The organism is Curtobacterium sp. MCBA15_013 (assembly GCF_001865095.1).
GTDB lineage: Bacteria > Actinomycetota > Actinomycetes > Actinomycetales > Microbacteriaceae > Curtobacterium.
Window position 1 is genome coordinate 25,588 of the sequence record NZ_MJGQ01000008.1, and the last position, 22,626, is coordinate 48,213.

The 22,626-nt window shown below is 73.0% G+C and carries 24 protein-coding genes; 13 read left to right on the forward strand and 11 right to left on the reverse strand.

The genetic code is table 11. From position 1 onward, the window contains the following. The first annotated feature begins 103 nt into the window (after nt 1–103). From BIV01_RS05975 to BIV01_RS05985, 3 genes are read left to right on the forward strand one after another with little or no spacing between them, the layout of a single operon-like run. Nucleotides 104–1,414: an MATE family efflux transporter gene (locus tag BIV01_RS05975; RefSeq protein WP_071302221.1), complete on the forward strand. Its 1,311-nt coding sequence runs from the start codon at nt 104–106 to the stop codon at nt 1,412–1,414. Then, on the forward strand, nt 1,411–2,646 hold the full coding sequence (locus tag BIV01_RS19680; RefSeq protein WP_175473647.1) for a lipopolysaccharide biosynthesis protein: 1,236 nt from the start codon (nt 1,411–1,413) through the stop codon (nt 2,644–2,646). The genes BIV01_RS05975 and BIV01_RS19680 overlap by 4 nt, the downstream gene beginning before the upstream one ends. A gap of 30 nt (nt 2,647–2,676) precedes the next feature. Further along, nucleotides 2,677–3,318, forward strand: a complete 642-nt coding sequence (locus BIV01_RS05985; protein WP_071302223.1) for a GNAT family N-acetyltransferase — start codon at nt 2,677–2,679, stop codon at nt 3,316–3,318. A 55-nt stretch (nt 3,319–3,373) separates the two neighbouring features. Here BIV01_RS05985 and BIV01_RS05990 read toward each other — a convergent pair whose 3' ends face one another. After that, nucleotides 3,374–4,819, reverse strand: coding sequence for a family 20 glycosylhydrolase (locus BIV01_RS05990; protein WP_071302224.1), 1,446 nt, complete (start codon nt 4,817–4,819; stop codon nt 3,374–3,376). 179 nt (nt 4,820–4,998) lie between these two features. On the opposite strand from BIV01_RS05990, the gene BIV01_RS05995 reads away from it, so the two are divergent. Further along, nucleotides 4,999–5,556: a hypothetical protein gene (locus BIV01_RS05995; protein WP_071302225.1), complete on the forward strand. Its 558-nt coding sequence runs from the start codon at nt 4,999–5,001 to the stop codon at nt 5,554–5,556. Here the strand turns inward: BIV01_RS05995 and BIV01_RS06000 are convergent. The 3 genes from BIV01_RS06000 to BIV01_RS06010 form a co-directional block, all read right to left on the reverse strand. After that, nucleotides 5,553–5,774 carry a hypothetical protein gene (locus tag BIV01_RS06000; RefSeq protein ID WP_139199237.1) on the reverse strand — a complete coding sequence of 74 codons (222 nt, stop codon included), beginning with the start codon at nt 5,772–5,774 and terminating at the stop codon, nt 5,553–5,555. The two genes, BIV01_RS05995 and BIV01_RS06000, sit on opposite strands and share 4 nt — an antisense overlap. Then, on the reverse strand, nt 5,767–5,946 hold the full coding sequence (locus BIV01_RS06005; protein WP_071302226.1) for a hypothetical protein: 180 nt from the start codon (nt 5,944–5,946) through the stop codon (nt 5,767–5,769). The genes BIV01_RS06000 and BIV01_RS06005 overlap by 8 nt, the downstream gene beginning before the upstream one ends. A gap of 66 nt (nt 5,947–6,012) precedes the next feature. Then, entirely contained in the window at nt 6,013–7,215 is a 1,203-nt protein-coding gene (locus BIV01_RS06010) for a LacI family DNA-binding transcriptional regulator (protein ID WP_083413795.1), read from the reverse strand. A gap of 93 nt (nt 7,216–7,308) precedes the next feature. Between BIV01_RS06010 and BIV01_RS06015 the strand changes: the two genes are divergently transcribed. The 5 genes from BIV01_RS06015 (at nt 7,309) to BIV01_RS06035 (ending at nt 13,863) form a co-directional block, all read left to right on the forward strand. Continuing rightward, entirely contained in the window at nt 7,309–8,634 is a 1,326-nt protein-coding gene (locus BIV01_RS06015) for an MFS transporter (protein WP_254791785.1), read from the forward strand. A gap of 9 nt (nt 8,635–8,643) precedes the next feature. After that, entirely contained in the window at nt 8,644–9,339 is a 696-nt protein-coding gene (nucS, locus tag BIV01_RS06020) for an endonuclease NucS (protein WP_071302227.1), read from the forward strand. A gap of 91 nt (nt 9,340–9,430) precedes the next feature. Then, entirely contained in the window at nt 9,431–10,093 is a 663-nt protein-coding gene (locus BIV01_RS06025) for an HAD hydrolase-like protein (RefSeq protein WP_071302228.1), read from the forward strand. Continuing rightward, complete coding sequence (locus tag BIV01_RS06030; protein WP_083413797.1) at nt 10,090–11,355, forward strand: MFS transporter; 1,266 nt, start codon at nt 10,090–10,092, stop codon at nt 11,353–11,355. Before BIV01_RS06025 ends, BIV01_RS06030 begins: the two co-directional genes overlap by 4 nt. Nucleotides 11,356–11,577: 222 nt before the next feature. Next, on the forward strand, nt 11,578–13,863 hold the full coding sequence (locus BIV01_RS06035; RefSeq protein WP_071302229.1) for an ArnT family glycosyltransferase: 2,286 nt from the start codon (nt 11,578–11,580) through the stop codon (nt 13,861–13,863). On the opposite strand, the gene BIV01_RS06040 is transcribed toward BIV01_RS06035, so the two are convergent. Together BIV01_RS06040 and BIV01_RS06045 are read right to left on the reverse strand one after the other, a co-directional pair. Continuing rightward, on the reverse strand, nt 13,814–14,647 hold the full coding sequence (locus BIV01_RS06040) for an SDR family oxidoreductase (RefSeq protein WP_071302230.1): 834 nt from the start codon (nt 14,645–14,647) through the stop codon (nt 13,814–13,816). The genes BIV01_RS06035 and BIV01_RS06040 overlap by 50 nt on opposite strands. 37 nt (nt 14,648–14,684) lie before the next feature. Next, nucleotides 14,685–15,326: a nucleoside/nucleotide kinase family protein gene (locus BIV01_RS06045; protein ID WP_368073347.1), complete on the reverse strand. Its 642-nt coding sequence runs from the start codon at nt 15,324–15,326 to the stop codon at nt 14,685–14,687. 54 nt (nt 15,327–15,380) lie between these two features. Between BIV01_RS06045 and BIV01_RS06050 the strand changes: the two genes are divergently transcribed. From BIV01_RS06050 to BIV01_RS06060, 3 genes are all read left to right on the forward strand, one after another. After that, complete coding sequence (locus BIV01_RS06050; protein ID WP_071302231.1) at nt 15,381–15,749, forward strand: VOC family protein; 369 nt, start codon at nt 15,381–15,383, stop codon at nt 15,747–15,749. Between the two features lie 88 nt (nt 15,750–15,837). Then, entirely contained in the window at nt 15,838–16,017 is a 180-nt protein-coding gene (locus BIV01_RS06055) for a hypothetical protein (protein ID WP_070417386.1), read from the forward strand. Continuing rightward, entirely contained in the window at nt 16,014–16,724 is a 711-nt protein-coding gene (locus tag BIV01_RS06060) for a hypothetical protein (RefSeq protein ID WP_070417387.1), read from the forward strand. The genes BIV01_RS06055 and BIV01_RS06060 overlap by 4 nt, the downstream gene beginning before the upstream one ends. 28 nt (nt 16,725–16,752) lie before the next feature. Here the strand turns inward: BIV01_RS06060 and BIV01_RS06065 are convergent, their stop codons facing one another. Next, nucleotides 16,753–17,193 (reverse strand): NUDIX hydrolase, encoded by a 441-nt coding sequence (locus BIV01_RS06065; protein ID WP_070417388.1) that lies wholly within the window; start codon nt 17,191–17,193, stop codon nt 16,753–16,755. Between the two features lie 116 nt (nt 17,194–17,309). Between BIV01_RS06065 and BIV01_RS06070 the strand changes: the two genes are divergently transcribed. Continuing rightward, nucleotides 17,310–17,930, forward strand: a complete 621-nt coding sequence (locus BIV01_RS06070; protein WP_071302351.1) for a GNAT family N-acetyltransferase — start codon at nt 17,310–17,312, stop codon at nt 17,928–17,930. A gap of 19 nt (nt 17,931–17,949) precedes the next feature. Here BIV01_RS06070 and BIV01_RS06075 read toward each other — a convergent pair whose 3' ends face one another. The 4 genes from BIV01_RS06075 to BIV01_RS06090 all read right to left on the reverse strand — a co-directional run bounded on the left by BIV01_RS06075 (nt 17,950) and on the right by BIV01_RS06090 (nt 22,612). Next, nucleotides 17,950–18,540, reverse strand: coding sequence for a TetR/AcrR family transcriptional regulator (locus BIV01_RS06075; protein ID WP_070417389.1), 591 nt, complete (start codon nt 18,538–18,540; stop codon nt 17,950–17,952). Nucleotides 18,541–18,694: 154 nt separating this feature from the next. Continuing rightward, nucleotides 18,695–20,017 (reverse strand): carboxylesterase family protein, encoded by a 1,323-nt coding sequence (locus tag BIV01_RS06080; protein ID WP_071302232.1) that lies wholly within the window; start codon nt 20,015–20,017, stop codon nt 18,695–18,697. A gap of 86 nt (nt 20,018–20,103) precedes the next feature. Next, nucleotides 20,104–21,312 (reverse strand): MFS transporter, encoded by a 1,209-nt coding sequence (locus tag BIV01_RS06085; RefSeq protein WP_071302233.1) that lies wholly within the window; start codon nt 21,310–21,312, stop codon nt 20,104–20,106. Nucleotides 21,313–21,316: 4 nt separating this feature from the next. Then, complete coding sequence (locus BIV01_RS06090) at nt 21,317–22,612, reverse strand: MFS transporter (protein ID WP_071294300.1); 1,296 nt, start codon at nt 22,610–22,612, stop codon at nt 21,317–21,319. Nucleotides 22,613–22,626 lie beyond the last annotated feature (14 nt).

Genomic DNA, 22,626 nt, shown 5'->3' on the forward strand with positions numbered 1-22,626 from the left:
CCGCGCCTCCCGTCCGACCCGAGACCGGTCCGGGCGTGCGCGCACCACGCGTGGTCCGCTTCGCCGCCAGAATGGGTCGGTGCCCGGACCGACGCGACCCGCAGTGACCACCGAGCGGCGCGCGGTCGACCGCGACATCGTCCGCCTCGCGGTGCCGGCGCTCGGTGCGCTCGTCGTCGAGCCGCTGTTCCTGCTGACCGACACCGCGCTCGTCGGGCACCTCGGTGCGACGGCCCTCGCTGCCGTCGGCCTCGCCGGCGCCGTCCTGCAGACCGTCACGGGGCTGCTCGTGTTCCTCGCGTACTCGACGACCCCGGCCGTGGCCCGCGCGCTCGGCGGCGGCGACCGACGCGGGGCCGTGCACGCCGGCATCGACGGGATGTGGCTCGCGCTCGTGCTGGGCGTGGTCCTCGCGCTCGTGGGATGGCCGCTCGCCGGACCGCTGGTCGACCTGTTCGGTGCGTCGGCCGACGTGTCGGCGGCGGCGACCGCCTACCTGACGGTGTCGCTCGTCGGGCTGCCCGGGATCCTGGTCGTCACGGCCTCGACCGGGCTGCTCCGTGGGCTGCAGGACACGAGGACACCGCTCGTCGTCGCCACCGTCGGGTTCGTCGCGAACGGGCTGCTCAACGCCGTCCTCATCTACGGCGCCGGCTGGGGCGTCGAGGGGTCGGCCGCCGGCACCGTCATCGTGCAGTGGGCGATGGCGATCGTCTACGTCCGGATCGCGGTCCGTGCGGCGCGTGCGTCGGGGGCTCCACTGCGCCCGGGTGCCTCGGGCGTCGCGCGGGCGCTCCGGTCCGGTGCCTGGCTGTTCCTGCGGACGGCCTCGCTGCGTGTGGCGATGCTCGCGACGGTCGGCGCCGCCGCGGGGCTCGGGACGACCGGGCTCGCGACCACCCAGGTCGGGTTGACCGTGTTCTCCACCCTGGCGTTCGCGCTCGACGCCCTGGCGATCGCCGGGCAGGCGCTCGTCGGACACGGGCTCGGGGCGCGGGACCCGGCGCGGGTGCGGCTGGTGACGCGGCGGCTCGTCCTGCTCGGGATCGCCGGCGGTGTGCTGCTCGGGGTGCTGACCCTCGCCGTGAGCGGGGTGCTCGGGCCGGTCTTCTCCGACTCGTCCGTCGTGCGTGGCGCGCTGCCCGTCGTCCTCGGGCTCATCGCCGTGGGGATGCCGATCGCGGGCTACGTGTTCGTGCTCGACGGGGTGCTGATCGGCGCCGGGGACGCGCGGTACCTGGCGATCGCGGGTGGGGTGAACCTCGTCGTGTACCTGCCCCTGCTCTGGTGGGCGGGTGGGACCCTCGCGGGGCTGTGGGCCGCGTTCGCGCTCGGGTACATCGGGGTGCGGGCGGTGACGCTCGGGGTGCGGGCACACCGGCGCGGGTGGGTCGAACAGGCGTTGGCGCGGTGAGCGTGCGTCCGGCTCCCGCTCCGGCCGCGGCCTCGTCCGTCGCGTCGTCGGCCCTGCTCGCCACCGTCGGCATCGGGGTGCAGGGCGTCGCGAAGCTGCTCGTGACCGTCGTCGTCGGTCGGGTGTTCGGTACCGAGACCCTCGGGCAGACCACCGCGCTCCTGTCGCTCTCCGTCTTCGTCGCGCTGCTCTGGCCGAACGCCGCCGGCAACACGGCCTCGCGGTACCTGGCGATCGCGCTGCGCGGACGGCACTCCGACGCCGCGGTGAACCGGCTGCTCGGGCTGTCCATGCTCGTCTCGACCCTGGTGCTCGCCGCCGTCACCGTGCCGATCGCCCTCGCGTGGGGCAACGGCCCGGGCACGGTGCTCGGTGGCGTCGCGGTCGTCGTCGGGTACGGGCTGTACTGCTACGCCCGCGGAGCGCAGCTCGGCTACGGCCGTGCTCCGAAGGTCGCGCTGTGGGACGGCGTGACGAGCGTGCTCGCGCTCGGGCTGCTCGTGCTCGCCTGTGTCGCCCGGCTCGAGCCGTTCGTGCTGCTGCCGCTCGCGATCGGGTACACCGTCTTCGCCGTCGCCTGCTGGCCGCGGGGGAACGGGTTCGGGCCTGCTGCTCGCGAGCCCGTCGGCGGGCTGCTCGGGTTCGCGGCGTGGAACGTGCTCGCGGTGGTGACCTCGAACGGGCTGCTCCAGCTGACGATGATCTCGGCGCAGGTCACCGTCTCCGCCCACGACGCCGGCGTCTACGCGGCCGCGTTCACCCTGGCGACCCCCGCGTCGATGCTCGGGCAGGCGCTGGGGCAGGTGCTCGTACCGGCGTTCGCCCACCGGACGGACGGAGGGTCGCTCCGGTCCCGCGGGGCCGTCCTGTTGGTGGTCGGCTTCGCTGCCGGCACCGCCGTGGTGTTCGGCCTCGTGGCGCTGCTCGCCGGGTGGTTCCTGCCGATCGTCTACCCGGCCGAGGGCGCTGCAGCCGTGGCGGACCTGCGGTACCTGATGGTCGGGGTGTGGGTGTTCACCGTCGGGCTCGTGCCGGCGGCGCTGTTGCTCGCGGCGGGGCGGTCGCGGCAGGTGGCGCTGGCGTCGGTGGCCGGGTTCGTCGTCGGAGCGGTGCTCATGGCGGTGCTCGGGCCGGTCGCGGGGGTGGCCGGGGGGACGACCGGGTTCCTCGTGGGGAGCGCGGTGAACCTCGTGGCGGTGGTGGGGCTCGGGGTGCGTCGAGGGAGCCCGTAACCTGCCGTCGGCGACTCGTACCGTGGGACGATGGACCTCGAGCGAATCTGGCCGCTGTTCGGATTGCGGCTCACCACTCCGCGGCTGGAGCTCCGGCCGCTGCGCGATGACGACCTCCCGGGCCTCGTCGAAGCAGCGCTCTCCGGCGTGCACGATCCCGCTCGCATGCCGTTCGGTGTCCCGTGGACGGACGCCGAACCGGATGCCCTGGCTCGTTCGCTGGCGCAGTACCACTGGAAGCTCCGGTCCGGGGTGACCAGCACCGCGTGGGGCGTGAGCTTCACGGTGCTCCACGACGGCACACCCATCGGCGTGCAGGAGCTCCACGGCCGACGCTTCGCGGCGCGGAAGACCGTCGAGAGCGGTTCTTGGCTCGCGCGGCCTCATCAGGGCCTCGGGTTCGGCACGGAGATGCGGGCGGCGCTCCTGCTGTTCGCGTTCGACCATCTCGGTGCCGAATGGGCGGAGTCGAGCGCGGCGGCGTGGAACCACGCGTCGCTGCAGGTCTCGGAGAAGCTCGGCTACCTGACGAACGGTGTGACTCGTGCGCAGACCCGCGACGACGAAGTCGTCGACGAGGTCCGGGTCCGGCTGAACCGGCACGACTTCGTCCGCCCGCACTGGACGCTGCGGACTACGGGGACCGAAGCCGCGATGGAACTGCTGCGGTAGCCGTCCGCTCGGACGACGGAGGCACGGCCGGCGAGCCGGAGGTCCACTCGCGGGCCTACGAGCCGGCGGTCTCGATCATCGCGAGCACGTGTGGGGCGCTCCAGCGCAGGAGCGCCTCGGACGGTGGGGCTTCGAGGTCCTCGCCCCAGATCGCGACGGCCGCCCCCGACATCGGACCCGCCAGACGCGCGCCCGAGTCCCCGTCCCAGGCCCGGAGCGACCAGTTCTCGCGGAGATCGGCGACGGTGTACTCGCTGTCGGCCGCATCGAGGTCCGTCGGCACCTCGTACAGGTAGTACGAGTCGTAGTTCAGCAGGTCGATCCCGGCCGCGTACAGGTCGTTCGCACCCGCTCGTCGCTCACGGCGCTCGCGGCGTTCCGTCGCGTCCTCGGTGTCGCCGTCGAAGCTCCAGTAGGTCACGTGGATACGCGGATCCAGTCGCCCGATCGCAGCCCGGTCGATCCCGTCGTTCCACGCCCACACCGCACGGTTGCCGACGGCGGCCGCCATCGTGTTCAACCACTGGACGCGTTCGTCGGCGGTGACGTCGCCGCCCCACTCGTCGCCGCCGATGTGGACGGTGCGGCTCGACGGGAAGGTCCGCGTGACCTCCTGCAGGAGTCGTGCGGCCAACGCGGAGCTGCCGGGCGCCGACGTGTCGAGTTCGCTCTCGCCCGAACGGATCCGGTCCACCCACTGCTTGCCGTGTCCGGCCTCGAGGAGGTCGAACGCCGCAGCCATGTGGCCGGGGGTGTCGATCTCGGGAACGATCGCGATGCCTCGCTGCGCGGCGTACCGGGAGATCTCCCGTGCCTGGGCCGCGCTGAGGAACGGCCGACCGGTGATCCGACTCGTGTAGACGCCGTCCTGGAGATCGGCGTTCGCGAGGGTCTGGCCGAGGACCTCGCTCTCGATGCCGACGTTCTGGTCGTCGGTGAGGTGGAGGTGCAGGAAGCGACCACCGTGATCAGCGAGGAGCGCGATGTACTGCTCGATCAGCGCCACCGGGTAGTAGGCACGAGCCACGTCGAGCATCACGCCGGTGTCGGGACGTGCCCGCGTCGCGCGGGCAGTGGTGACGCTCGTGGCCGAGGTGCCGCACTTCGACAGGGAGAACGCTCCCGTGCACGCGAGGACCGCGTACTTCCCGGCCGGCGCACGAGGAGGCGCGGTGTGCGTCGCGTGGATCGTCGCGCTCGCACCGGCAGCGAGTGACTGCACCGAGACGTGTCCGAGCGTGTACCGCTTGCTCCCGGCCGTCAGGGAGAGCCACGCGTCGGCCGCCGGCTTGCGCGCCACCGAGGTGTTCTTGACCGTCAGCGTCGTGCGCACCGTGGTGCGTGTCGACGTGGTGGTGCTGCTCGCGGAGACCTTGGTGACCACCAGCCGCGGAGCTCCGGACGCATCAGCAGTACCCGCCGATCCGCCGATCGCGTCCGCTCCGATCACGAGCGCCGCCGACATCGCGATCACCAGGCCGACGGCGATGCTGCGCTTCACGCGCGACCCCGAGGCTGCCGTCGTCCTCGCATCCGGATCGCGTCTCCCGAGCCCCACAGCACCCCACCCTCGAACCGCTCCGGCGCGGACGGTCCGAGCAGGATCGCACGATCGTACTGGACGCCGTCCCCTGCGACGAGGCTGGCCCGGCACGACGGGTCGCACCCTAGGGTGATCGGGTGTCTTCCCCCGCCGAGGCCCCCGGTCCCACGACCACGACCACGACTGAGACCGAGGCGACGGGCACACGCCGGACCCTGCTCGCCGTCCTCCCGTTGACGACGGCGTGGGCGGGAGCGGCGGCCGTCGTGGTCGTGCCGACCGCGAGCGTGGCGGTGGGTGCCGTCGTCGAGCGCTCCCCCGCCGCGTTGCCGTTCATCCTCATCATGACGCCGGCGATGATCGGCGGGGCGGCGGCGGTGTTCGTGTTCGGACTCGCCGCGGGCGCACTCGCGGGTCTGCCCGACCGCTGGCTGGGTCGACGCCGTCCGAGCGTCACCGGCGACGTGGCCGCCGTGATGATCCTGACGCTGCTCGTGGCGGGGACGTCGGGTCTCGCCCAACTGCTCGTGCCGTACCTGTTCCCGTGGCCCGTGACGGCTCAGGTGATCGGTGTGGCAGCCGTGACGGCCGTGTCGACGCTGCTCGTCGTCGCTGCCCACCGCAGACGCGAACGTCGGGGGCACGACCTCCGATCGACTGCTGCAGCGCAGCCGACGACCGAGGCGCGACGCTAGCGCGCTCGTCCCCGCCGGAGTGCGACCAGTCCGGCGATGCCCAGGACGAGGCCCACGACACCGCACAGCATCCCGCCGAAGTACACCGCCGCAGCGCCGAAGTTCACGCCGCCTCCGATCGGACTGAGGATCACCCAGACCGACCCGACGGCCGTCGCGACGAAGCCGATCCCGAGGACGACGACCCCCGTCGTCACGAGTCTCCGGCCGTCAGTCACGGTCGGCTTCGCGGGCCGCTTCGCGGGCTGCACGCTTGGCAGCGCGTCGTGCTCGCGCCTCGGCGTCCTGTTGCTCCTGGAGCGGGCTCTTCTGCATCGATCCCCGCGCTGCGAGCACGATCATCACGACGACCAGCACGAGCACGACCGGGACCAGGAAGGTCAAGAACACGCAGCGCCCCCATCGGTCACGAGGCTCTCGGTCGAGCCTCGTGTGCAGCGTAGCCCGCGGGACACCTCAGCGCCGGCTCCCGTCCGCCGTCCCCTCCGCCCGCGGCGGCCCCGTCGTGTCCCCGATGCGGAGCTCCGAGCGGAACGCCGCCGGCTGGGGCTCGGCCCCTTCGAGCATCGCCAGGGCAGCACGGGCCGCCGCCTGCCCCTTCTGCACGAACGGCTGCACGAGCGTGGTCAGCTGCCGGATGCGCGTGCGGTGGAACAGGCTGTCGTCCACGGTGATGCCGTCGAACCCGACGACGCTGACGTCCTCGGGCACACGGAGTCCGGCGTCGAGGGCGGCCGAGATCACCCCGACGGCGAGGACGTCGCTCTGCGCGATGACCGCGGTCGGCCGGGGCCCGTCGGGGGCGAAGAGCGCGGTGCCGGCGATCCGGCCTTCCTCGACCGAGCTGCCGGCAGCCTCGATCGCGACCGAGTCGGGGTAGACCCCACGGACCCCGCGCAGGCGTTCGAGGGACGTGAAGGCGATGCCAGCGGCCTCGCGCTCGGCGTCGATCGGCCCGCGGCGGTGCGCACCGTCGAGCGGCAGCGACACGATGGTGACCGCCTCATGTCCGAGGTCGCGCAGGAATGCTGCCGCGCGGCGGGAGGCCTCGCGGTTGTCGAGCTGGATCGGCACCGCACCCTCGATGTCGTCCGCCTCGATCGCGACGACGGGGATCTGCCGGCGCCGGAGCACGGCGACCGCGGGGTCGATCCGCACGTTGCACCCGACGAGGACGACGGCGTCCATGGGGGCGTCGACGAGGGGGACGGCACCCTGTTCGTCGTCGAGGGGGCTGCGGACGAGCAGCAGCGAGGCACCGGCGGCACCGGCCACCTCGGCGATGCCGTCGAGCGTCAGGACGTTCACCGGGTCGCGGAAGGCATCGCTCAGCCGTTCGTCCATGACGACGCCGATGACGCCGGAGCGACCGCGGCGCAGCGAACGGGCACGCGGGTCGGGGCCGCCGTAACCGAGCTCGGCGGCCGCGGCCAGCACGCGGGCCTTGGCGTCCTCCGAGACCGGGCCGCTGCCGCTGAACGCGAGCGAGGCCGTCGAGGGCGCGACGCCGGCAGCGCGGGCCACCGCGGTGAGGGTCGGACGTCGGGGGCGGACCGGGACGGGACCGGCCGGGACCGCACCGGCGCGCGGGGCATCGGCGGCGTCCTCGCGGTGGTGCTCCGTCCGCGACGCGCCGGGTCCTGTTGCCGGTTCGTCCATCGCCCGTTAGCGTAGCCGGAAACAGCGGTCGAATCGATTCGACCGAGCCGCGACACGCACGGCAGCACAGCAGCGAAGCACGATGGGACCACCATGACGACGACGTCCGCCCGCACCACACCCTCGACACGGGCCTGGATCACCGCGGTGTTCGTCGTGTTCACCCTGTCCGGCCTCGACATCGCGACCTGGCTCGGCCGGATCCCGAGCGTCCGCGACTCCCTCGGAGCGAGCACCTTCGAGATGGGCCTGCTCGTGCTCGGCATGGCGGTCGGCTCGATCGGCGGCCTGACCTTCGCCGGGCACATCGTCGCGAAGCTCGGGGCTCGCCGGGGCGTCCAGGTGGCCGCAGCGTGCCTGGCCCTCGGGATGGTCTTCGCCGGGCTGGCGGTGAGCCTCGGGTGGGGCTTCGCCGCCATCTGGATCGCGCTCATCGCGTTCGGGTTCGGCAACGGCCTGTGCGACGTGTCGATGAACGTGTCCGGCGCCGCGGCGGAGAAGGCCGGCGGCCGCACGATCATGCCGCTGTTCCACGCCGCGTTCAGCCTCGGCACGCTCGCCGGTGCCGGCCTCGGAGCCCTCGCCGAGGCGCTCGAGGTCCCGGTCGCGTGGCACTTCATCGTCCTCGTCGTCGTCACGAGTGCCGCGATGCTCGTCGCCGTCACGCACTTCCAGGACGAGCACCGCTTCGAGGAGCACGTCGCCACGGACACCAGCCCGGTGCCGACGCCGGTCAGCCGCTGGCAGGTCTGGGCCCAGCCGTCGACCCTGCTCATCGGCGTGATCGTGCTCGGCATGGCCCTGGCCGAGGGCTCGGCGAACGACTGGCTGCCGCTGGCCATGATCGACGGGCACGGCCTCGACAACGCCGCGGGCGCCGCCGTCCTCACGGTGTTCCTCGCCGCCATGACCGTCGGCCGGGTGGCCGGCAGTCCGCTCATCGACCGGTTCGGGCGGGTGCCGATCCTCCGCATCAGCGCCGCCGTCGCGGTCGTCGGCCTCGGCATGCTCATCTTCATCGACAACGTGCCGCTCGCCATCGTCGGGGTCGTGCTGTGGGGTCTCGGGGCGAGCCTCGGCTTCCCGATGGGCATGTCCGCCGCGGCCGACGACCCCCGGACCGCCGCCGCTCGGGTCAGCGCCGTGGCGACGATCGGGTACGTGGCGTTCCTCGCGGGACCGCCGCTCATCGGGTTCCTCGGCGAGCACGTGGGGCTGCTCGGTGCGCTCCTGGTGGTCTTCGTGTTCATCATCGCGGCGGGACTCGCGTCGGGCGCTGCCCGTGAGCGCGGCGCCGCCGCCCGGCCGACCCGCCGTGGCGGCGACGTGGACGGCGGGGGCGAGCCGCGCCTCCAGGCCCAGCGCGCCGACGCGGCCACGAGCGCCGACAGCACCACGGGCGGTCGCGACGCCGGTTAGGCTCTCCGGGTGCGTCTCGTCATCGCCCGCTGCTCCGTCGACTACGCGGGCCGGCTCTCAGCCCACCTGCCGCTCGCGACCCGTCTGCTCATGCTGAAGGCCGACGGTTCGCTGCTCGTCCACTCCGACGGCGGCAGCTACAAGCCGCTCAACTGGATGAGCCCGCCGTGCTCGATCGAGATCACCGAGCCGGACGAAGAGCAGTCGAGCGCCGGCATCACGCAGGTGTGGACGGTCACGCAGAAGAAGACGCAGGACAAGCTCATCGTCTCCCTGTACGAGGTCGTCTCCGACGAGTCCCACGACCTCGGCGTCGACCCGGGCCTCGTGAAGGACGGCGTCGAGGCGCACCTGCAGCAGCTCCTCGCGGAGCAGATCGAGCTCCTCGGCGACGGCCACACGCTGGTCCGCCGCGAGTACATGACCGCGATCGGCCCGGTGGACATCCTCGCCCGCGACGAGACCGGGGCGAGCGTCGCCGTCGAGATGAAGCGGAACGCCAACATCGACGCGGTCGAGCAGCTCACCCGGTACCTCGAGCTCATGAACCGCGATCCGCTGCTGCGGCCGGTGCAGGGTGTGCTCGCCGCGCAGACGGTGGCGCCGCAGGCGCGCACCCTCGCCGAGGACCGCGGGATCCGCGTCCTCGTGCTCGACTACGACGCGATGCGGGGCATCGAGGGCGGCCACACCCGCCTCTTCTGAGCGGTCGGACTGGAGGCGCGGCTCGCGTCCGCCGATGACGCCGCGCCCGCCGGGCGGTCGCCACCAGGGCCCCGGCTAGGCTGAGTGGGACATGACCAGCCCGTTCTCTGCCATCCTCTTCGACCTCGACGGCACCATCAGCGATTCCGCGCCGGGCATCCTCGAGAGCCTCACCCACACGTTCCGGAAGGTCGGGGTCCCCGTGCCGGACCACGCGACGCTGCTGTCGTTCGTGGGCCCGCCGATCATGGACACCTTCACGACGGCGATGGGCATGGACGCCGAACAGGCCGAGCACACGCTGTCCGTCTACCGCGAGCACTACTTCTCGCACGGTGCCCTCGACTCGACGATGTTCCCCGGGATAGACGTCGTCCTGCGCACCCTGCACGACGCCGGGCTGCCGATCTCGACCGCGACGAGCAAGCCCGAGACCCCGGCGACGTACATCCTCGAGCACTACGGCCTCACCGGCGACATCGACATCATCACGGGTGCCAGCGACGACGAGGTCCGGTCGTCGAAGGCCGACGTGGTCGAGGAAGCACTGCGCCGGCTCGACGCCCGCGGGTTCGACACGAGCCGTCCGGTGCTGATCGGGGACCGCCTGCACGACGTCCAGGGGGCGGCCGTGCACGGGGTCCCGACGATCTTCGCCGAGTGGGGCTACGGCTCCCCCGCCGAGGCCGAGGGCACCATCGCGCAGGCTGCGACCCCGCTCGACCTGCTCCCGATCCTGCTGCCGTCCTCGTGACGACCGGGGCGGGCGGCCGGACCGCGGCGGGACTGCGCGGTGCCGCCTGGCTGCTGCCGGCAGCCATCGTCCTCATCGCGCTGAACTTCCGCGGGCCGATCGTCGCGACGGCCCCGGTCATCGGCGACGTCCGCGTGGACCTCGGTCTGACCGCGACGGTCGCCGGGCTGCTGACGACGATCCCGGTCCTCTGCTTCGCGCTCGCGACGCCGTTCGCCAGCTGGGTCATCGCGAAGGCCGACCCCGAGCGCGCGGTGTCGCTCTCCCTCGTCATCGTGCTCGTCGGCACCGTCGTCCGCTCGATGCCCTCGTCCGCGGCGCTGCTCGTCGGCACCGCCGTGATCGGCATCGGCATCACGATCGGCAACGTGGTGATCCCCGTCGTGATCCGGCGGGACACCTCGCCCGAGCGGGTCGGCCTGGTCACCGGTGTGTACACGTCCGCGCTCAACGTCGGGTCGATGATCACGTCGCTCGGCACCGCGCCGATCGCCGCGAGCTGGGGCTGGCCGGTCGCGATCGCGGTCTGGGCGGTGTTCGCCGTGGTGGCCGGTCTCGCCTGGACCTACGCGGTCGGTGCCCGGGCCGCGTGGCGCCGTCCGACGGCGTCCGAGCCCGTCGTCGAGACGGGGCCGATCGACCAGGTGCTCGGCACGGGTGCGGTCCGGACGGTCGACGGCGGTGCGGGGTCCGCGCAGGTGCGCCCCGATCGTCGGCTCATCACCTGGGGGCTGACCCTCGCGTTCGGCGGCCAGGCGTTCTCGTACTACGCCCTCACCGCGTGGATCCCGACGCTGCTGCACGACGAGATCGGCTTCTCGAAGGCGTCCTCCGGGGCGAGCTCGTCGGTGTTCCAGATCCTCGCGGTCGTCGGGGCGCTCGGTGTCCCGGTGCTCGCGGCGAAGTGGCGTCCGCGCGCGATCATCGCCCTCGTCGCGTTCCTCTGGCTCGCGATGCCGCTCGGGCTGCTGTTCGCGCCGCAGCTCTGGCTGCTCTGGTCCGTCCTCGGCGGCGCGGCACAGGGCGGCGGCATCACGGTGATCTTCATCGTGATCGTCCGGATCGTGTCGAGCGACGCCGACGCGCGGCGGATGTCCGCGTTCGTGCAGGGTGGCGGGTACCTGCTCGGTTCCGCGGGGCCGCTCGTCGCCGGTTCGTTGCACGGGATCACCGGCGACTGGACGGCACCGTTGCTCGTCGTGCTCGTCGCCGTGCTGACGCTCGGGATCGTGGGGACGTTCGCGGCCCGACGGGTGGCCTGAGTCCGCCGGGCCGCTGCCGTCGGGGCCGCTGTCCGGCCCACTGCGGTCCGGCCTGCTGCCGTCCGGCACGCTGCTGCCTGAGACCCCGTTCCGGCTCGACCGGGGATCCGCTGGTGCGGCCCGGTCGCACCCGCACGTCGTCTCAGCGCCGCGCGTGACTTCGGGGCGAGCTGGCGGCACCGTCCCGGTCCACCGTCATCCCGGGCGGCCAGGGTCCGGAGGGTGGACACTCGACGACCCGCACGGTGGCGGGACCAGCCGCTCGCGGCACGCTGCGCCCTGCTCCTGATCGCGGCGGGCATGACCGTGCTGCTCGGGTGGAACCTGGCCCGTGGCGGTGACTCCGGGTTCTACGAGGCGTCCGCCCGGTCGATGTCCGAATCGTGGCCGGCGCTCTTCTCCGGCGCGTTCGACCCCTCGGCGACGGTGACCCTCGACAAGCTCAGCGGGTTCGCCGTTCCCCAGGCGCTCAGCATCCGGCTGTTCGGCGACTCCACCGCCGCACTCGCGCTCCCCCAGGTCGTCGAGGGTCTGGTCACGCTGTGGGCCTGCTCGCTCGTCGGACTCCGGTGGGCCGGGGTCGGGACGGGGCTCGTCGCCGCGGGTGCAGCGGCGACGACGCCGATCTTCGTGTCGATGTTCGCCCACCCGATGGAGGACGGCATGGTCACGGCGGCCCTGGCGGTCGCCCTGCTCTGCTGGCAACGGGCGGCGATCACGGGCCGGTGGTGGCCGCTCGTCGCCGCCGGGCTCGCGGTCGGCGTCGGGTTCCAGGCGAAGATGCTGCAGTCGTGGTTCGTGCTGCCCGCACTGGTGCTCGGGACACTCGTCGCCACGGCCGGCCGGGACGGCACCCGACTCGGCACCGGCGCCCGCATCGGTCGCGCGGTGGTCCTCGGTGCGGTGTCGGTCGCGACGTCGCTCGCGTGGGTGGTCGGGCTGGCCCTCACCCCGGCGGGCGCCCGACCCTGGATCGACGGCTCGACCGACGACAGCCCGTTCGCGATGGTGCTCGGCTACAACGGCATCGACCGGTTCCTGCCGGGAGCGGTGCCCGGCTCCGTCAGCACGACCGAGGGCCCCGCCGCCCGGCCGGCACGCCTCGGCGGTCCGGGCGGCGTGACGAAGCTCATCGAGCCGCACCTGGCGTCCCAGGTGGCCTGGCTCCTGCCCGCAGCCCTGTTCGCCGTCGTGCTCGCCGTCGTGCTGCTCCTCGTCCGCCGGTCCGGCACGCGGGTCGGCAGCGTCTTCGGTCGGGCGTTCGACACCCGTGCTGGTTCGGCCACGCTGCTCGTGGTCACCGTCTGGCTCGTGACCGCGGCCGCCGTGCTCTCGGTGGCGAAGGTGCCGCACACCGCGTACGTCGCTGCGGTCGGTGTGCAGCTCGCCGTCCTCGCAGCCCTGGGGTGGCGCGGCGCCGTCGGCCTGGTGCGGGCGCAGTCGGCGTGGCTCCGGGTGGTGCCGGTGCTCCTGGCGACCGCGCAGCTCGCGTGGTGGGCGTTCCTGGCCCGAGGTGCCGCGATGCCGGCGGTGCTCGCGACGCCGGCCCTCGTCGTCGGGGTCGCGGCCGTGCTCGCGACGGTGGTCGCGTTCCTGTGGCGACCACGCTGGGAGGGGACGCGCGGGCCGGGCCGGCACCGCGCCTCCCGGGCCGCGATCGCCCTCGCAGCCGGACTCGCACTCGTCGCCGGCCCCGCGGCCTTCTCGCTGCAGGCGCTCGACGCCGCACGCGACGGGAGCGGGAGCGACGCCTCGGTCGGCTCGTGGGTCCCGCGCTGGCGGGTTCCGGACGGTCGGGCCGAGGCCTTCCGGGTCTCCCGGCCGGACTGGTGGGGCGGGTCCTCGGCGCCGTACCCGGTCGTGTTCCGGCACCTCGTCCGGACGGCGCGGCGCCTCGACGGGTACCGCGACAGCGTGCCGCTCTTCCTGACCGACACGTGGCGCATCTCGTCGCCCGTGATCGACGCGACGGGGCTGCCGGTGCTGACCGACGGCGGGTTCTCGGGGACGGTGCCGGTGTTCACGGCGCGGCAGGTGCGGCAACGGATCGCCGGCGGGCTCCGGGTGCTGGTGGTGCAGGCCGGGGCGCCACGGACCGATCCGGTGCTGCGGGCAGCGCTGGCGGGAGGATGTCGGGCGGTCGCCGACGTCGACCCGGGGGCGCGGGTGCCGGCGCACCCGTGGGCGGTGACGGGCATCGGGTGGACTGTGTGGCGGTGCGGGCTGCCGGGCCGGTCGGTGGACCGGCTGGGCGGGCCGGCGGCGCCGCGGTCGCGGCCGGCGGCGGTGGCGCGCGCGGTGTCGCGGTCGGGGTCGCGGTCGGCGGTGGCGCAGTCGGGGACGCGCTCGGCGGAGTCGCGGGCGGGGTCAAACCACGGATACGACATCGAACCGCGCCGATCACGTGGTTCGGTGTCGGATTCGTGGTTCGACACCCGAGCCGCCAGTGCGGGCCGCGTCAGCCGGCGAGCAGCACCTCGCGCAACGACATCGGCCGGCGCCCCGTGACCCGCTCGACGTCGCCCGACACCCGCGCGAGCGCCCCCTCGGCGATCGCCGTGTAGGTGCTCACCCACGCGTCCGCCTGCCACGGCTCCGGGTTCCACTGCGCGCGCGAGGCGTACGCCTCCTCGAGCGTCTCCGGGTGGTAGGTGACCTCGCGCCCACGGACCTCGGACACCGTGGCAGCCGCCTCGTGCAGGGTGATCGCCGCGGGCCCCGTCAGTTCGTACGTCCGATCGAGGTGCGCCGCCGGGTTCCGCAGGACCTCGGTCGCGACCCGGGCGACGTCGGCTCGCGCGACCGCTGCCATGGCCCCGTCGCCCGCCGGTCCCCGGATGACGCCGTCCTCGCCGACGAGGTCCTCGACGAAGTCCAGGTAGAAGGAGTCCCGGAGGAACGTGTGCGCCATCGAGGTCGCCCGGATCGCCTCTTCCGTCGCCCAGTGGTCGCGACCGAGCGTGAAGGTCGCGTCCGCCGCCGCGCCCACGAACGACGTGTAGACCACGTGCCGCACGCCGGCCGTCGCGGCAGCGGAGACGAACGAGCGGTGCTGGGCGAGACGGTCCACCGCCTCGGCGCCGGAGACCATGAGCAGCAGGTCGATGCCCTCGAGCGCCGCGCGGCTCGCCTCGGCGTCACCGAACGACGCGACCGCAACCTCGGCTCCGGGGAGATCCGGCGCCCGGGAGGCGTCCCGCACGATCATCCGGAACGGCACACCGCCGTCCGCCAGGGCGCGCGCCACGGCGCCGCCGATCTTGCCGGTCGCGCCGGTGAGTGCGATGGTCATGGTCGCTCCTGTCGTGGTCGTCGCTGGGGTCTCGTGGTCACGTCCGCACGGTCCTGGAGGCGCGGATCACCGTGGGTGCGACCCGCACCGCGTTCACACCGTCGACCTCGACCGCCCAGGTGCGGGCCGCCTCGTGGTCGCGGCCGTGCCGCATGTGCCGGCCCACCAGACGATCGACGCGCACGGTGTCGTCCACAGCGCAGAACCACGTCTCGGTGAAGAGGTCGGCGAGCGCTGCCCAGGGACCGCTGTCGTCGAGCAGGTAATTCCCCTCGGACACCACGAGCCGGGTGCGCTGCGGGACGGCGATGCTGCCCGCGACGGGTTCGTCGACGCGCCGGTCGAAGTCGGGTGCCCACACCACGGCCTCGTCGCCTGCGACCAGCCGACGGACGAGCGCGACGTAGCCATCACCGTCGAAGGTGTCGATCGCGCCCTTGCGGTCGTGGCGGCCGAGGGCGTCCAGCGCCGTGTTCGCCAGGTGGAACCCGTCCATCGGGACCTGCACCGCGGTGCCGGCACCGAGCGCTGCGTCCACCCCCGCGACGATCCGGCGTGCCAGCGTCGACTTGCCGGCACCGGGAGCGCCGGCGATGCCGAGCACGGAGCGCTGCCCGTCCGTGGCGAGCCGGATCGCGCGGTCGACCGCGTCATCGACGGACATCTCGGGCGGGAGCACGGCTTCATCCTGGCAGAGCGCGCCGACACCGGTCCCGGGTGGTTCACTTGCCGCATGGTCGATGCGACGAAGGCGTTCAGCGGGTTCTCGGTGCGTGACGTGCCCGAGGCGAAGGCGTTCTACGAGGACGTCCTGGGGGTCGAGGTCACCGAGGACCACGGCATGCTCTTCCTGCAGCTCGGCGACGGGCACGGTGTGCTCGTCTACCCCAAGGGTCCCGCGCACGAGCCGGCGTCCTTCACGGTGCTGAACTTCCCGGTGCCGTCGGTCGACGACGCCGTGGACGAACTCGCGGCGAAGGGTGTGACCTTCCTGCACTACGAGGGGATGACCGACGAGAAGGGCGTGAACCGCAAGGGCGGCCCGCTCATCGCGTGGTTCACCGACCCCTCGGGCAACGTGCTGAGCGTCCTCGAGCAGTAGCGGGAGTCGCGCGACATTCTGTATGCAGAAAGCTGGCGCGCTCGTGCGTGGCCGTCCTACGCTCGCTCTCCCAACGAAGGAGAGAGCCGTGGAGATCCGGATCGTCAATCGCGACGAACTGCGTGCTGAGCGCGCGGAGTTGTACCGCAAGTGGAACCTGGACGAACGCGAGTTCGCCCCCGTCGAGGCGTGGCGCGACCTCGACGAAGACGAGTACTGCGCTCGTGAGGCCCTCGCTGACATCTCGTTCGTGTTGGGCGACCGATGATCGCCGAGTTCGTCGACGCTGCGACGCTGCAGATCGATCGCGCTCAGGTACTGCTCGACGCGGTCCTGCCGGACCACGGCGCCGAGCTGAGCGTCATCCACGAGGTACCGAGCAACTCGATCATGCTCGGAACCGGCGATGAACGCGGTGCTGCCGCGATGCTCCACGCGGGGGGCGAGCACGTCGCCCGGCTCCGGATCTTCTTCAGGTACCGCTGGCACCCGCATCATGCCGTGCTGGCAGTGGAGGAGAGCCGGTTCACGCTCTTCCTCACGACCGACCGGCAGCCGCTCGTCCGCTTCGAGTTCCAGGACGCCCTGACCAACACGCCCCCGTCGCACTGGCACCTCCATGCCGAGCGCGGGTCCTTCAGCGCTCTCCTGTCGCGCACCGGCGACCGCGGGGCCGGGCGTCGTGATCCGGCACGGCTCTCGTCGCTGCACTTCCCACTCGGCGACCCCCACTTCCGGCCGAGCCTCGCGGACGTCGTCGAGTTCGTGGTGACGGAGTGCGGCGTCGACGCTCGTCCGGGCTGGGAGCGCGCCGTGCACGAGTACCGGAAGCACTGGCGGCGAGACGAAGCCGCCGCCACCGCCCGGCAGTTCTCGGCCGAGACGGCAGCTGCCCTCCGGGCGCTCGGGTGGCAGGTGCGCCCACCCGTGCCGAACCACGTGCCGGCGCCGTTCGTGAGTCTGCTCGCGAGCTGACGAACGGGCCGGGCAGCGGGTGAGCGGGTCAGCGGGGCAGGACGCCGGCCCAGCCGAGGGCGATCGGCACGACGAGCCCGTGCCGACGGTGCGGCAGGTCCGCGATCGGGATCCACGCGGCCTCGTCGGTCGACCCGTCCTCCTCGGAACGCAGCGCCCCGCCGGTGATCGACGCCCGGAAGACCACCTGCACGGCCTTCATCGCCCGGCCGTTCGCGTGGATGCGACGCTCGGCCGGCACGATGTGGTGCCGCACACCGAGCAGTTCCCCGACGGACGCCTCGTACCCGGTCTCCTCCCGGATCTCGCGGACGACGGCCTGCTCGACGCTCTCGTCGAACTCGACCCCGCCGCCGGGGAGCGTCCACGTCCCCGCCTCGGGGATCCGGAGCTTGGCGAGGAGCACCCGGTCACCGTCGGTGATCACGCCGTAGGCGGCGAGCCGCGTGTCGTAGTCCGTGTACTCCATCAGCCGACCATGCCAGGTGCGTGCGCCGACGTCGGCGAGCCGCGCCGCGCCTCCAGGACCGACGCGTCGGGACCGGACTACCGTGCCCCGTACCGACGCTCTCCCGGACGGTGACGATGACGACCTCGACCCCGACGCCCCTCGGCGCGATCACCTGCCTGCCCGCGAACGAGGTGGCCTGGACGGACCTCGAACTGGTCTTCGGCGAGCGCGGCGATCCCGCGCACTGCTGGTGTCGGTGGTTCAAGGCCTCGGCGGTGGAGTTCCGGGCGATGCCGAACGACGAACGCCGCGAGCGCTTCCACCGGGAGACCGGCTGTGACGACTCCGCGGCACGCACGACGACCGGAGTGGTCGCCTACCGTGACGGCGAACCGGTGGGGTGGGTGGCGGTCGAACCCCGGCCCGGGCTGGTTCGGCTGCGCGGCGCGAAGGTGCCGTGGAGCGGGCGTGACGAGGACCCCGACGACCCGGCGGTCTGGGTGGTCTCGTGCTTCGTCGTCCGGCGGGGCTTCCGTCGGCAGGGCGTCAGCCGCGCGCTGCTCGGCGGGGCGGTGGACCACGCGCGTCGATCGGGTGCGACGGCGGTCGAGGGGTACCCGACCGAACCGGCTCCGGGTGCGACGGACGGCGGCGGCGCGATGTTCGTCGGGCCACGGTCGGTGTTCGCGGCGGCGGGCTTCACCGAGGTGTCGCACCCGACGCCGCGTCGCTGGGTCTACCGGAAGGACTGCTGACGACCAGGCCCGTGACCGCTCAGACGGTCGCGGCGGCAGACGCCCAGCCGACCCGCATCCGTGCGACCGCGCGGTCGAACCCGGCGAGGGGATCGGCGTCGTCGCGGAGGAGCGACTGCAGCTGCAGCCCTTCGTAGAGGGCGACGAGCTGCTCGGCGGCGTGCCGGGGCGAGGTCCCGCGCGGCTCCCGTCCGGCGACGACGTCCCGCACGAGGGCGAGCGTCACGTCCTCGAACGAGCGGGTGTACTGCCCGCGGAACCAGCCGGCCGCGGGGTGGTCGGGGCTCGAGGCGGCACTGAGCAACGCGACCCGGAGCCGGACCAGTGCGGGGTCGTCCCGGCCGACCTCGAGTCGCGCGCGGAGGTACGCGACCGCGCCCGAGCGCTCGGCGACGACCCACAGCGCACGACGGCTGCCGTTGTTCCACCGGTCCATGACGGCGACCACGAGGAGCTCCCACAGCGGGTAGACGCGTCGGACCTCGGCTTCGGGGACCTCGGCGTGGGCGGCGACCTCGGCGGGACCGACGGTGTGGAAGTCCGACGCGCGGTACGCCTCGATGGCGCCCGTGACGATGCGGGCGCGCAGGTCGGCGTCGGACTCGGGCATGCCGTCGATTCTCCGGGGGACCCGGCGGCCCCGCGAGTCGCCAGTTCAGGGGTGGTACCAGGCGCACCGCGCCGGCCCCGCCGGAGAGGAAGGTACCAGGCGCCCCGTCAGCCCCGCCCCGCGGACCGCCGCCACGCCAGCACGAGGCCGCCCGTCAGCCCCGGTCGAACGTCAGCGTCTCGTCGTCCGCCGCGGTGACCCGACCGGTCCGCGCGAACTCCGCCCAGATCGCCCGGAAGGCCCGCCCGCGCCGCTCGACCTCGGGCCAGTCCCGCTGCGGCACGAAGCGCGAGCCGGCCCAGGCCTCGCGACCGCCGAGCAGCAGCGGCAGGTCGCTCATGTGCACGGCCCCGGTCGGCTGCACGGTCACGCCGCGGTGCAGCCGGTACGAGGTCGCCCGACCACCGGCGGCCCGGTGCCGTGCGGCGAACCGACGGACGTCCCGCCCGTAGATGACCTCGGACAGCGGGCGCACGAGCAGCCAGCGCAGCAGCGGTCGCACGGCTCGCACCCGGGCGAGTGATCGCAGCCCGGGGATCAGCGGCACGTACATCGCGGTCTCGTCCGCACCGGAGCCGATCAGGACGTCGACGTCCGGAGCCGCGTCGCGCCAGGCCTGCCCGGTGTCACGCTCGGCGGGGAGCGGCGCGAACCCGTACTGGGTGCCGTAGGGCATGCCTCCGGGCAACCCGAAGGGCGCTGCGGCGCGGCTGCCGAGGGCCTGGCGATCGAGCAGCTCGTCGAGCGGGGTGTCCGGGAGCACGGCCCCGACGGCCCGGACCATCGCCCGGTTCATCCGCGCCCGACCCCGCGACAGCCCGAGCGGTGCACTCTGGACGATCACCCGCCGGAAGAGGCCGGCTGCTCCGTCGCTGATCATGAGGTGGGCCGCGGCGTCGCCCCCGGCGGACTGACCAGCCACGGTGACGAGGTCCGGGTCGCCACCGAAGGCCGCGATGTTCGCCTGCACCCACCGCAGCGCCTCGACGAGGTCGAGCAGCCCGAGGTTCGCCGGGACGGTCTCCCCGTCGCCGAGGAACCCGAGCACACCGAGCCGGAACGTCACCGAGACGAACACGACCCGCTGCTCCGTGACGAGGTCGCGCGCGTCGTAGATCGGCAGGTCACCGCCGCCGATGACGTAGGAGCCGCCGTGGATCCAGACGATGACGGGCAACAGCTCGCCCGGCCGGGCGTCGGCGGGCAGCGTGATCGACAGCCGCTGGCAGTGCTCGTCGACGGCGAGGCCCTCCACCGGGTGGAGCAGCTGGTCGACGAAGGTCGCCTGCGGCTGCGGCGCCACGGGCGACGGGGTGGTCGCCGGGAACGGCTCGGCGAACGCGGGGACCGGCTCCGGGACGGCGAAGCGCTCGGCACGGGCGTAGGGGATGCCGAGGGCCCGGACGACACTCCCGTCCGCGACGCCGGTGATGCGTCCGGCAGGTGGGTCCCAGGTCAGCGAAGCGGCGTCGAGCATCCGTCCACGCTAACCAGCGTGACCAGTGGACGGCCTGGAGGCGCGGTGCGGGCCCGCACCGCGCCTCCCGTCCCGCAGTCCCTCCGTCAGTCGCGGCGCACGACGGGCCGCAACGAGCCGGACGCGGCGAACGCCGCGACGAACAGCACCGCCACCAGCCAGAGCGCGCTCAATGCGCCGACGTGCTCCGCGATCGCACCGATGACGGGCGGCCCCGCGAAGTTCGCGAAGTACCCGATCGAGGCGACCACGCTGACACGGGCCGCCGGGTTCGGGCCGCTCTGCGCCGCCGCCGACATCCCGAGCGGGAAGCCCATCGAGACACCGACCGCCCAGAGCACGACGCCCACGAGCGTGAGCCACCAGCTCCCGCCGACGATGAAGAGCACGGCGCCGACGATGCCGAGCGCGGTCGTCCACCGCACGGTCCGCACACGTCCGAGCCGGTCAACGACGGGGCCGGCGAAGACACGGGTGGCCGCCTCGGAGACGGCGAACACCGTGAAGAACAGCGCACCGACGGCCGCGGTCTGCCCGTGCCCGTCGGTGGTGGCGAGGGCGAGCCAGTTGTTCGCCGAGCCCTCACCGAGTTCGACGCCGAGCATGACCACCCCGATGAGGAGCAGTCGGACGTCCGCCCACCCTCGTGCCCACTGCCGGAGTCGCTGCCGGGGTGTGAGCGTCGTGTCGTGTTCCTCGGCACGGGTGCCGTCCGGGATGCCCCGCATCGCGAGCACACCGACCACGAGGATGACGGCGGCCTCACCGAGGAGCTGCGCCGACGGGGTGATGCCGAGCCACGCGCAGAGGGCGGCGATCCCGGCGCCGAGGGCCGCGCCTCCCGACCAGGCCGCGTGCATCAGCGGGAGCAGCGTGCGACCGGCGAGCGCCTCGATCGCCGTGCCCTCGACGTTCGCCATCACGTCCAGCGAGCCGATGCCCGCGCCGGCGACCACGAACCCGACCGCTGCCAGCGGGACGGAGTGGAGCGCGGCTGCCGTCCCGATGACGGCGATCGCGACCGGGACCAGCACGACCACCGCGGTGAGCGCCCGGCGCCCGCCGAGTCGGCGCAGCAGCGGGGCCGCGCTGAGCAGGCCGCCGATGGACCCGATCGTGACCCCGCCGAGCATGAGCCCGATGGTCCCGACGTCCACACCGAGCTCGAGCCGGAGCTCGGGCAGCCGCGGACCCCACGCTGCGAGGCTCACCCCACCGATCGCGAACGCGATGACGATGGCGTTCCGCCACCCGGCGAGCTGTCTGCGGTCCTCGTCGACCCCGAGCTGGTGCATCCGGCTATCGAACCCGCTTGATGGGGATCACCACAAGGGCGCCGAGGAGTGCGACGACACCCGCGGCCCAGCACATGAGGACGTAGTTGTCGGCGTGCGAGCTGCCGATCGACAGGAAGAAGAGCGAGATCGCCGGCGCGAGTGACTGGGGCAGCGCGTTCGCGATGTTGATGACGCCGAGGTCCTTGCCGGGACGGTCGGCGTTCGGGAGCACGTCGACGACGAGTGCGGTGTCGATCGCGGAGTAGATCCCGTACGCGAAGCCCATGATGACCTCGGCGACGTAGAAGCCGTTCACGGTCTCGGCGTGCGCGAGGACGACGAGGCCCACCGCGAAGAGGGCCGTCGAGCCGCCGACGAACACCTTGCGGCGACCCAGCTTGTCGGACGCCCACCCCGAGAGCGCCGCGCTGACCAGGAGCGCGATCGTGTAGAGCAGCACGCCGAACGCGACGGCCTCGGTGGCCTGCTTCGCGTCCTCGATGCCGATGTGCTCCTGCATGTAGAGCAGTCGGTACGTCGTGAACATGAACGTCGCGAGGATGATCAGGAAGCGCGACCACCACGCGAACGCGAAGTCCGGGTTCTTGATCGGGTTCGTCCAGAACGACGAGATGAGGTTGAGGAACGTGAACTTCTTGAGCGTGTACGTCGGCAGCTCGTCCCGGGCGACGACCGCGTAGACGGCGACGAGGATGATCGCCAGGATGCCGGGCGCGATGAACAGCACGGGCAGGTTCGCGACGAAGAACACCGACAGGTAGGTGCCGGCGAGCACGGCGAGGTTCTGCGCGAGCGCGATGATGCTCGACGACCGGCCGCGCTGGAGCTGCGGGACGTTGTCGGCGAAGCTCGCCAACAGGGTGGCGAGGGTCGCGTTGGCGGCGAGCTGGGCGAGCAGCCACGCGAGCGTCAGGTTGAGCACGTCGGGTGCGTAGGCGATCCAGGCGAGTGCGATCGCGAAGACGACGACACCGCTCATGAGCCACGGACGACGCCGGCCCCAGCGGGTGCGGGTGCGGTCGGACAGCGCGCCGGCCAGGGGGTTCATGATGAGCGCGCCGAACGCACCGATCGGCAGGACGGAGCCGATGACGTTCGCGGCGTCGTCCCCGACGAGGGCCTGCGCCTTGAGCTGCATGCTCACGTAGACCGGTGCCATGAGCGCGACGAAGAGGCCGAACTGTCCGAGGAACAGCGCGATCTGGTAGCCGATGCCCACCCGCATCGTGCTGACCGGCTGCGTGATGCCCTCTTCGGGGTTCAGCAGTGCCGGGCTGCCGGGTTCGGGTGTGCTCATGACGCCTCCTTGAG

Coding starts and splice junctions, on each gene's coding strand:
- BIV01_RS05985 (WP_071302223.1), top strand. CDS start 2,677: ATGGACCTCGAGCGAATCTGGCCGCTGTTCGGATTGCGGCTCACCACT.
- BIV01_RS06010 (WP_083413795.1), bottom strand. CDS start 7,215: ATGGACGAACCGGCAACAGGACCCGGCGCGTCGCGGACGGAGCACCAC.
- BIV01_RS06015 (WP_254791785.1), top strand. CDS start 7,309: ATGACGACGACGTCCGCCCGCACCACACCCTCGACACGGGCCTGGATC.
- BIV01_RS06025 (WP_071302228.1), top strand. CDS start 9,431: ATGACCAGCCCGTTCTCTGCCATCCTCTTCGACCTCGACGGCACCATC.
- BIV01_RS06040 (WP_071302230.1), bottom strand. CDS start 14,647: ATGACCATCGCACTCACCGGCGCGACCGGCAAGATCGGCGGCGCCGTG.
- BIV01_RS06050 (WP_071302231.1), top strand. CDS start 15,381: ATGGTCGATGCGACGAAGGCGTTCAGCGGGTTCTCGGTGCGTGACGTG.
- BIV01_RS06060 (WP_070417387.1), top strand. CDS start 16,014: ATGATCGCCGAGTTCGTCGACGCTGCGACGCTGCAGATCGATCGCGCT.
- BIV01_RS06065 (WP_070417388.1), bottom strand. CDS start 17,193: ATGGAGTACACGGACTACGACACGCGGCTCGCCGCCTACGGCGTGATC.
- BIV01_RS06070 (WP_071302351.1), top strand. CDS start 17,310: ATGACGACCTCGACCCCGACGCCCCTCGGCGCGATCACCTGCCTGCCC.
- BIV01_RS06075 (WP_070417389.1), bottom strand. CDS start 18,540: ATGCCCGAGTCCGACGCCGACCTGCGCGCCCGCATCGTCACGGGCGCC.
- BIV01_RS06080 (WP_071302232.1), bottom strand. CDS start 20,017: ATGCTCGACGCCGCTTCGCTGACCTGGGACCCACCTGCCGGACGCATC.
- BIV01_RS06085 (WP_071302233.1), bottom strand. CDS start 21,312: ATGCACCAGCTCGGGGTCGACGAGGACCGCAGACAGCTCGCCGGGTGG.
- BIV01_RS06090 (WP_071294300.1), bottom strand. CDS start 22,612: ATGAGCACACCCGAACCCGGCAGCCCGGCACTGCTGAACCCCGAAGAG.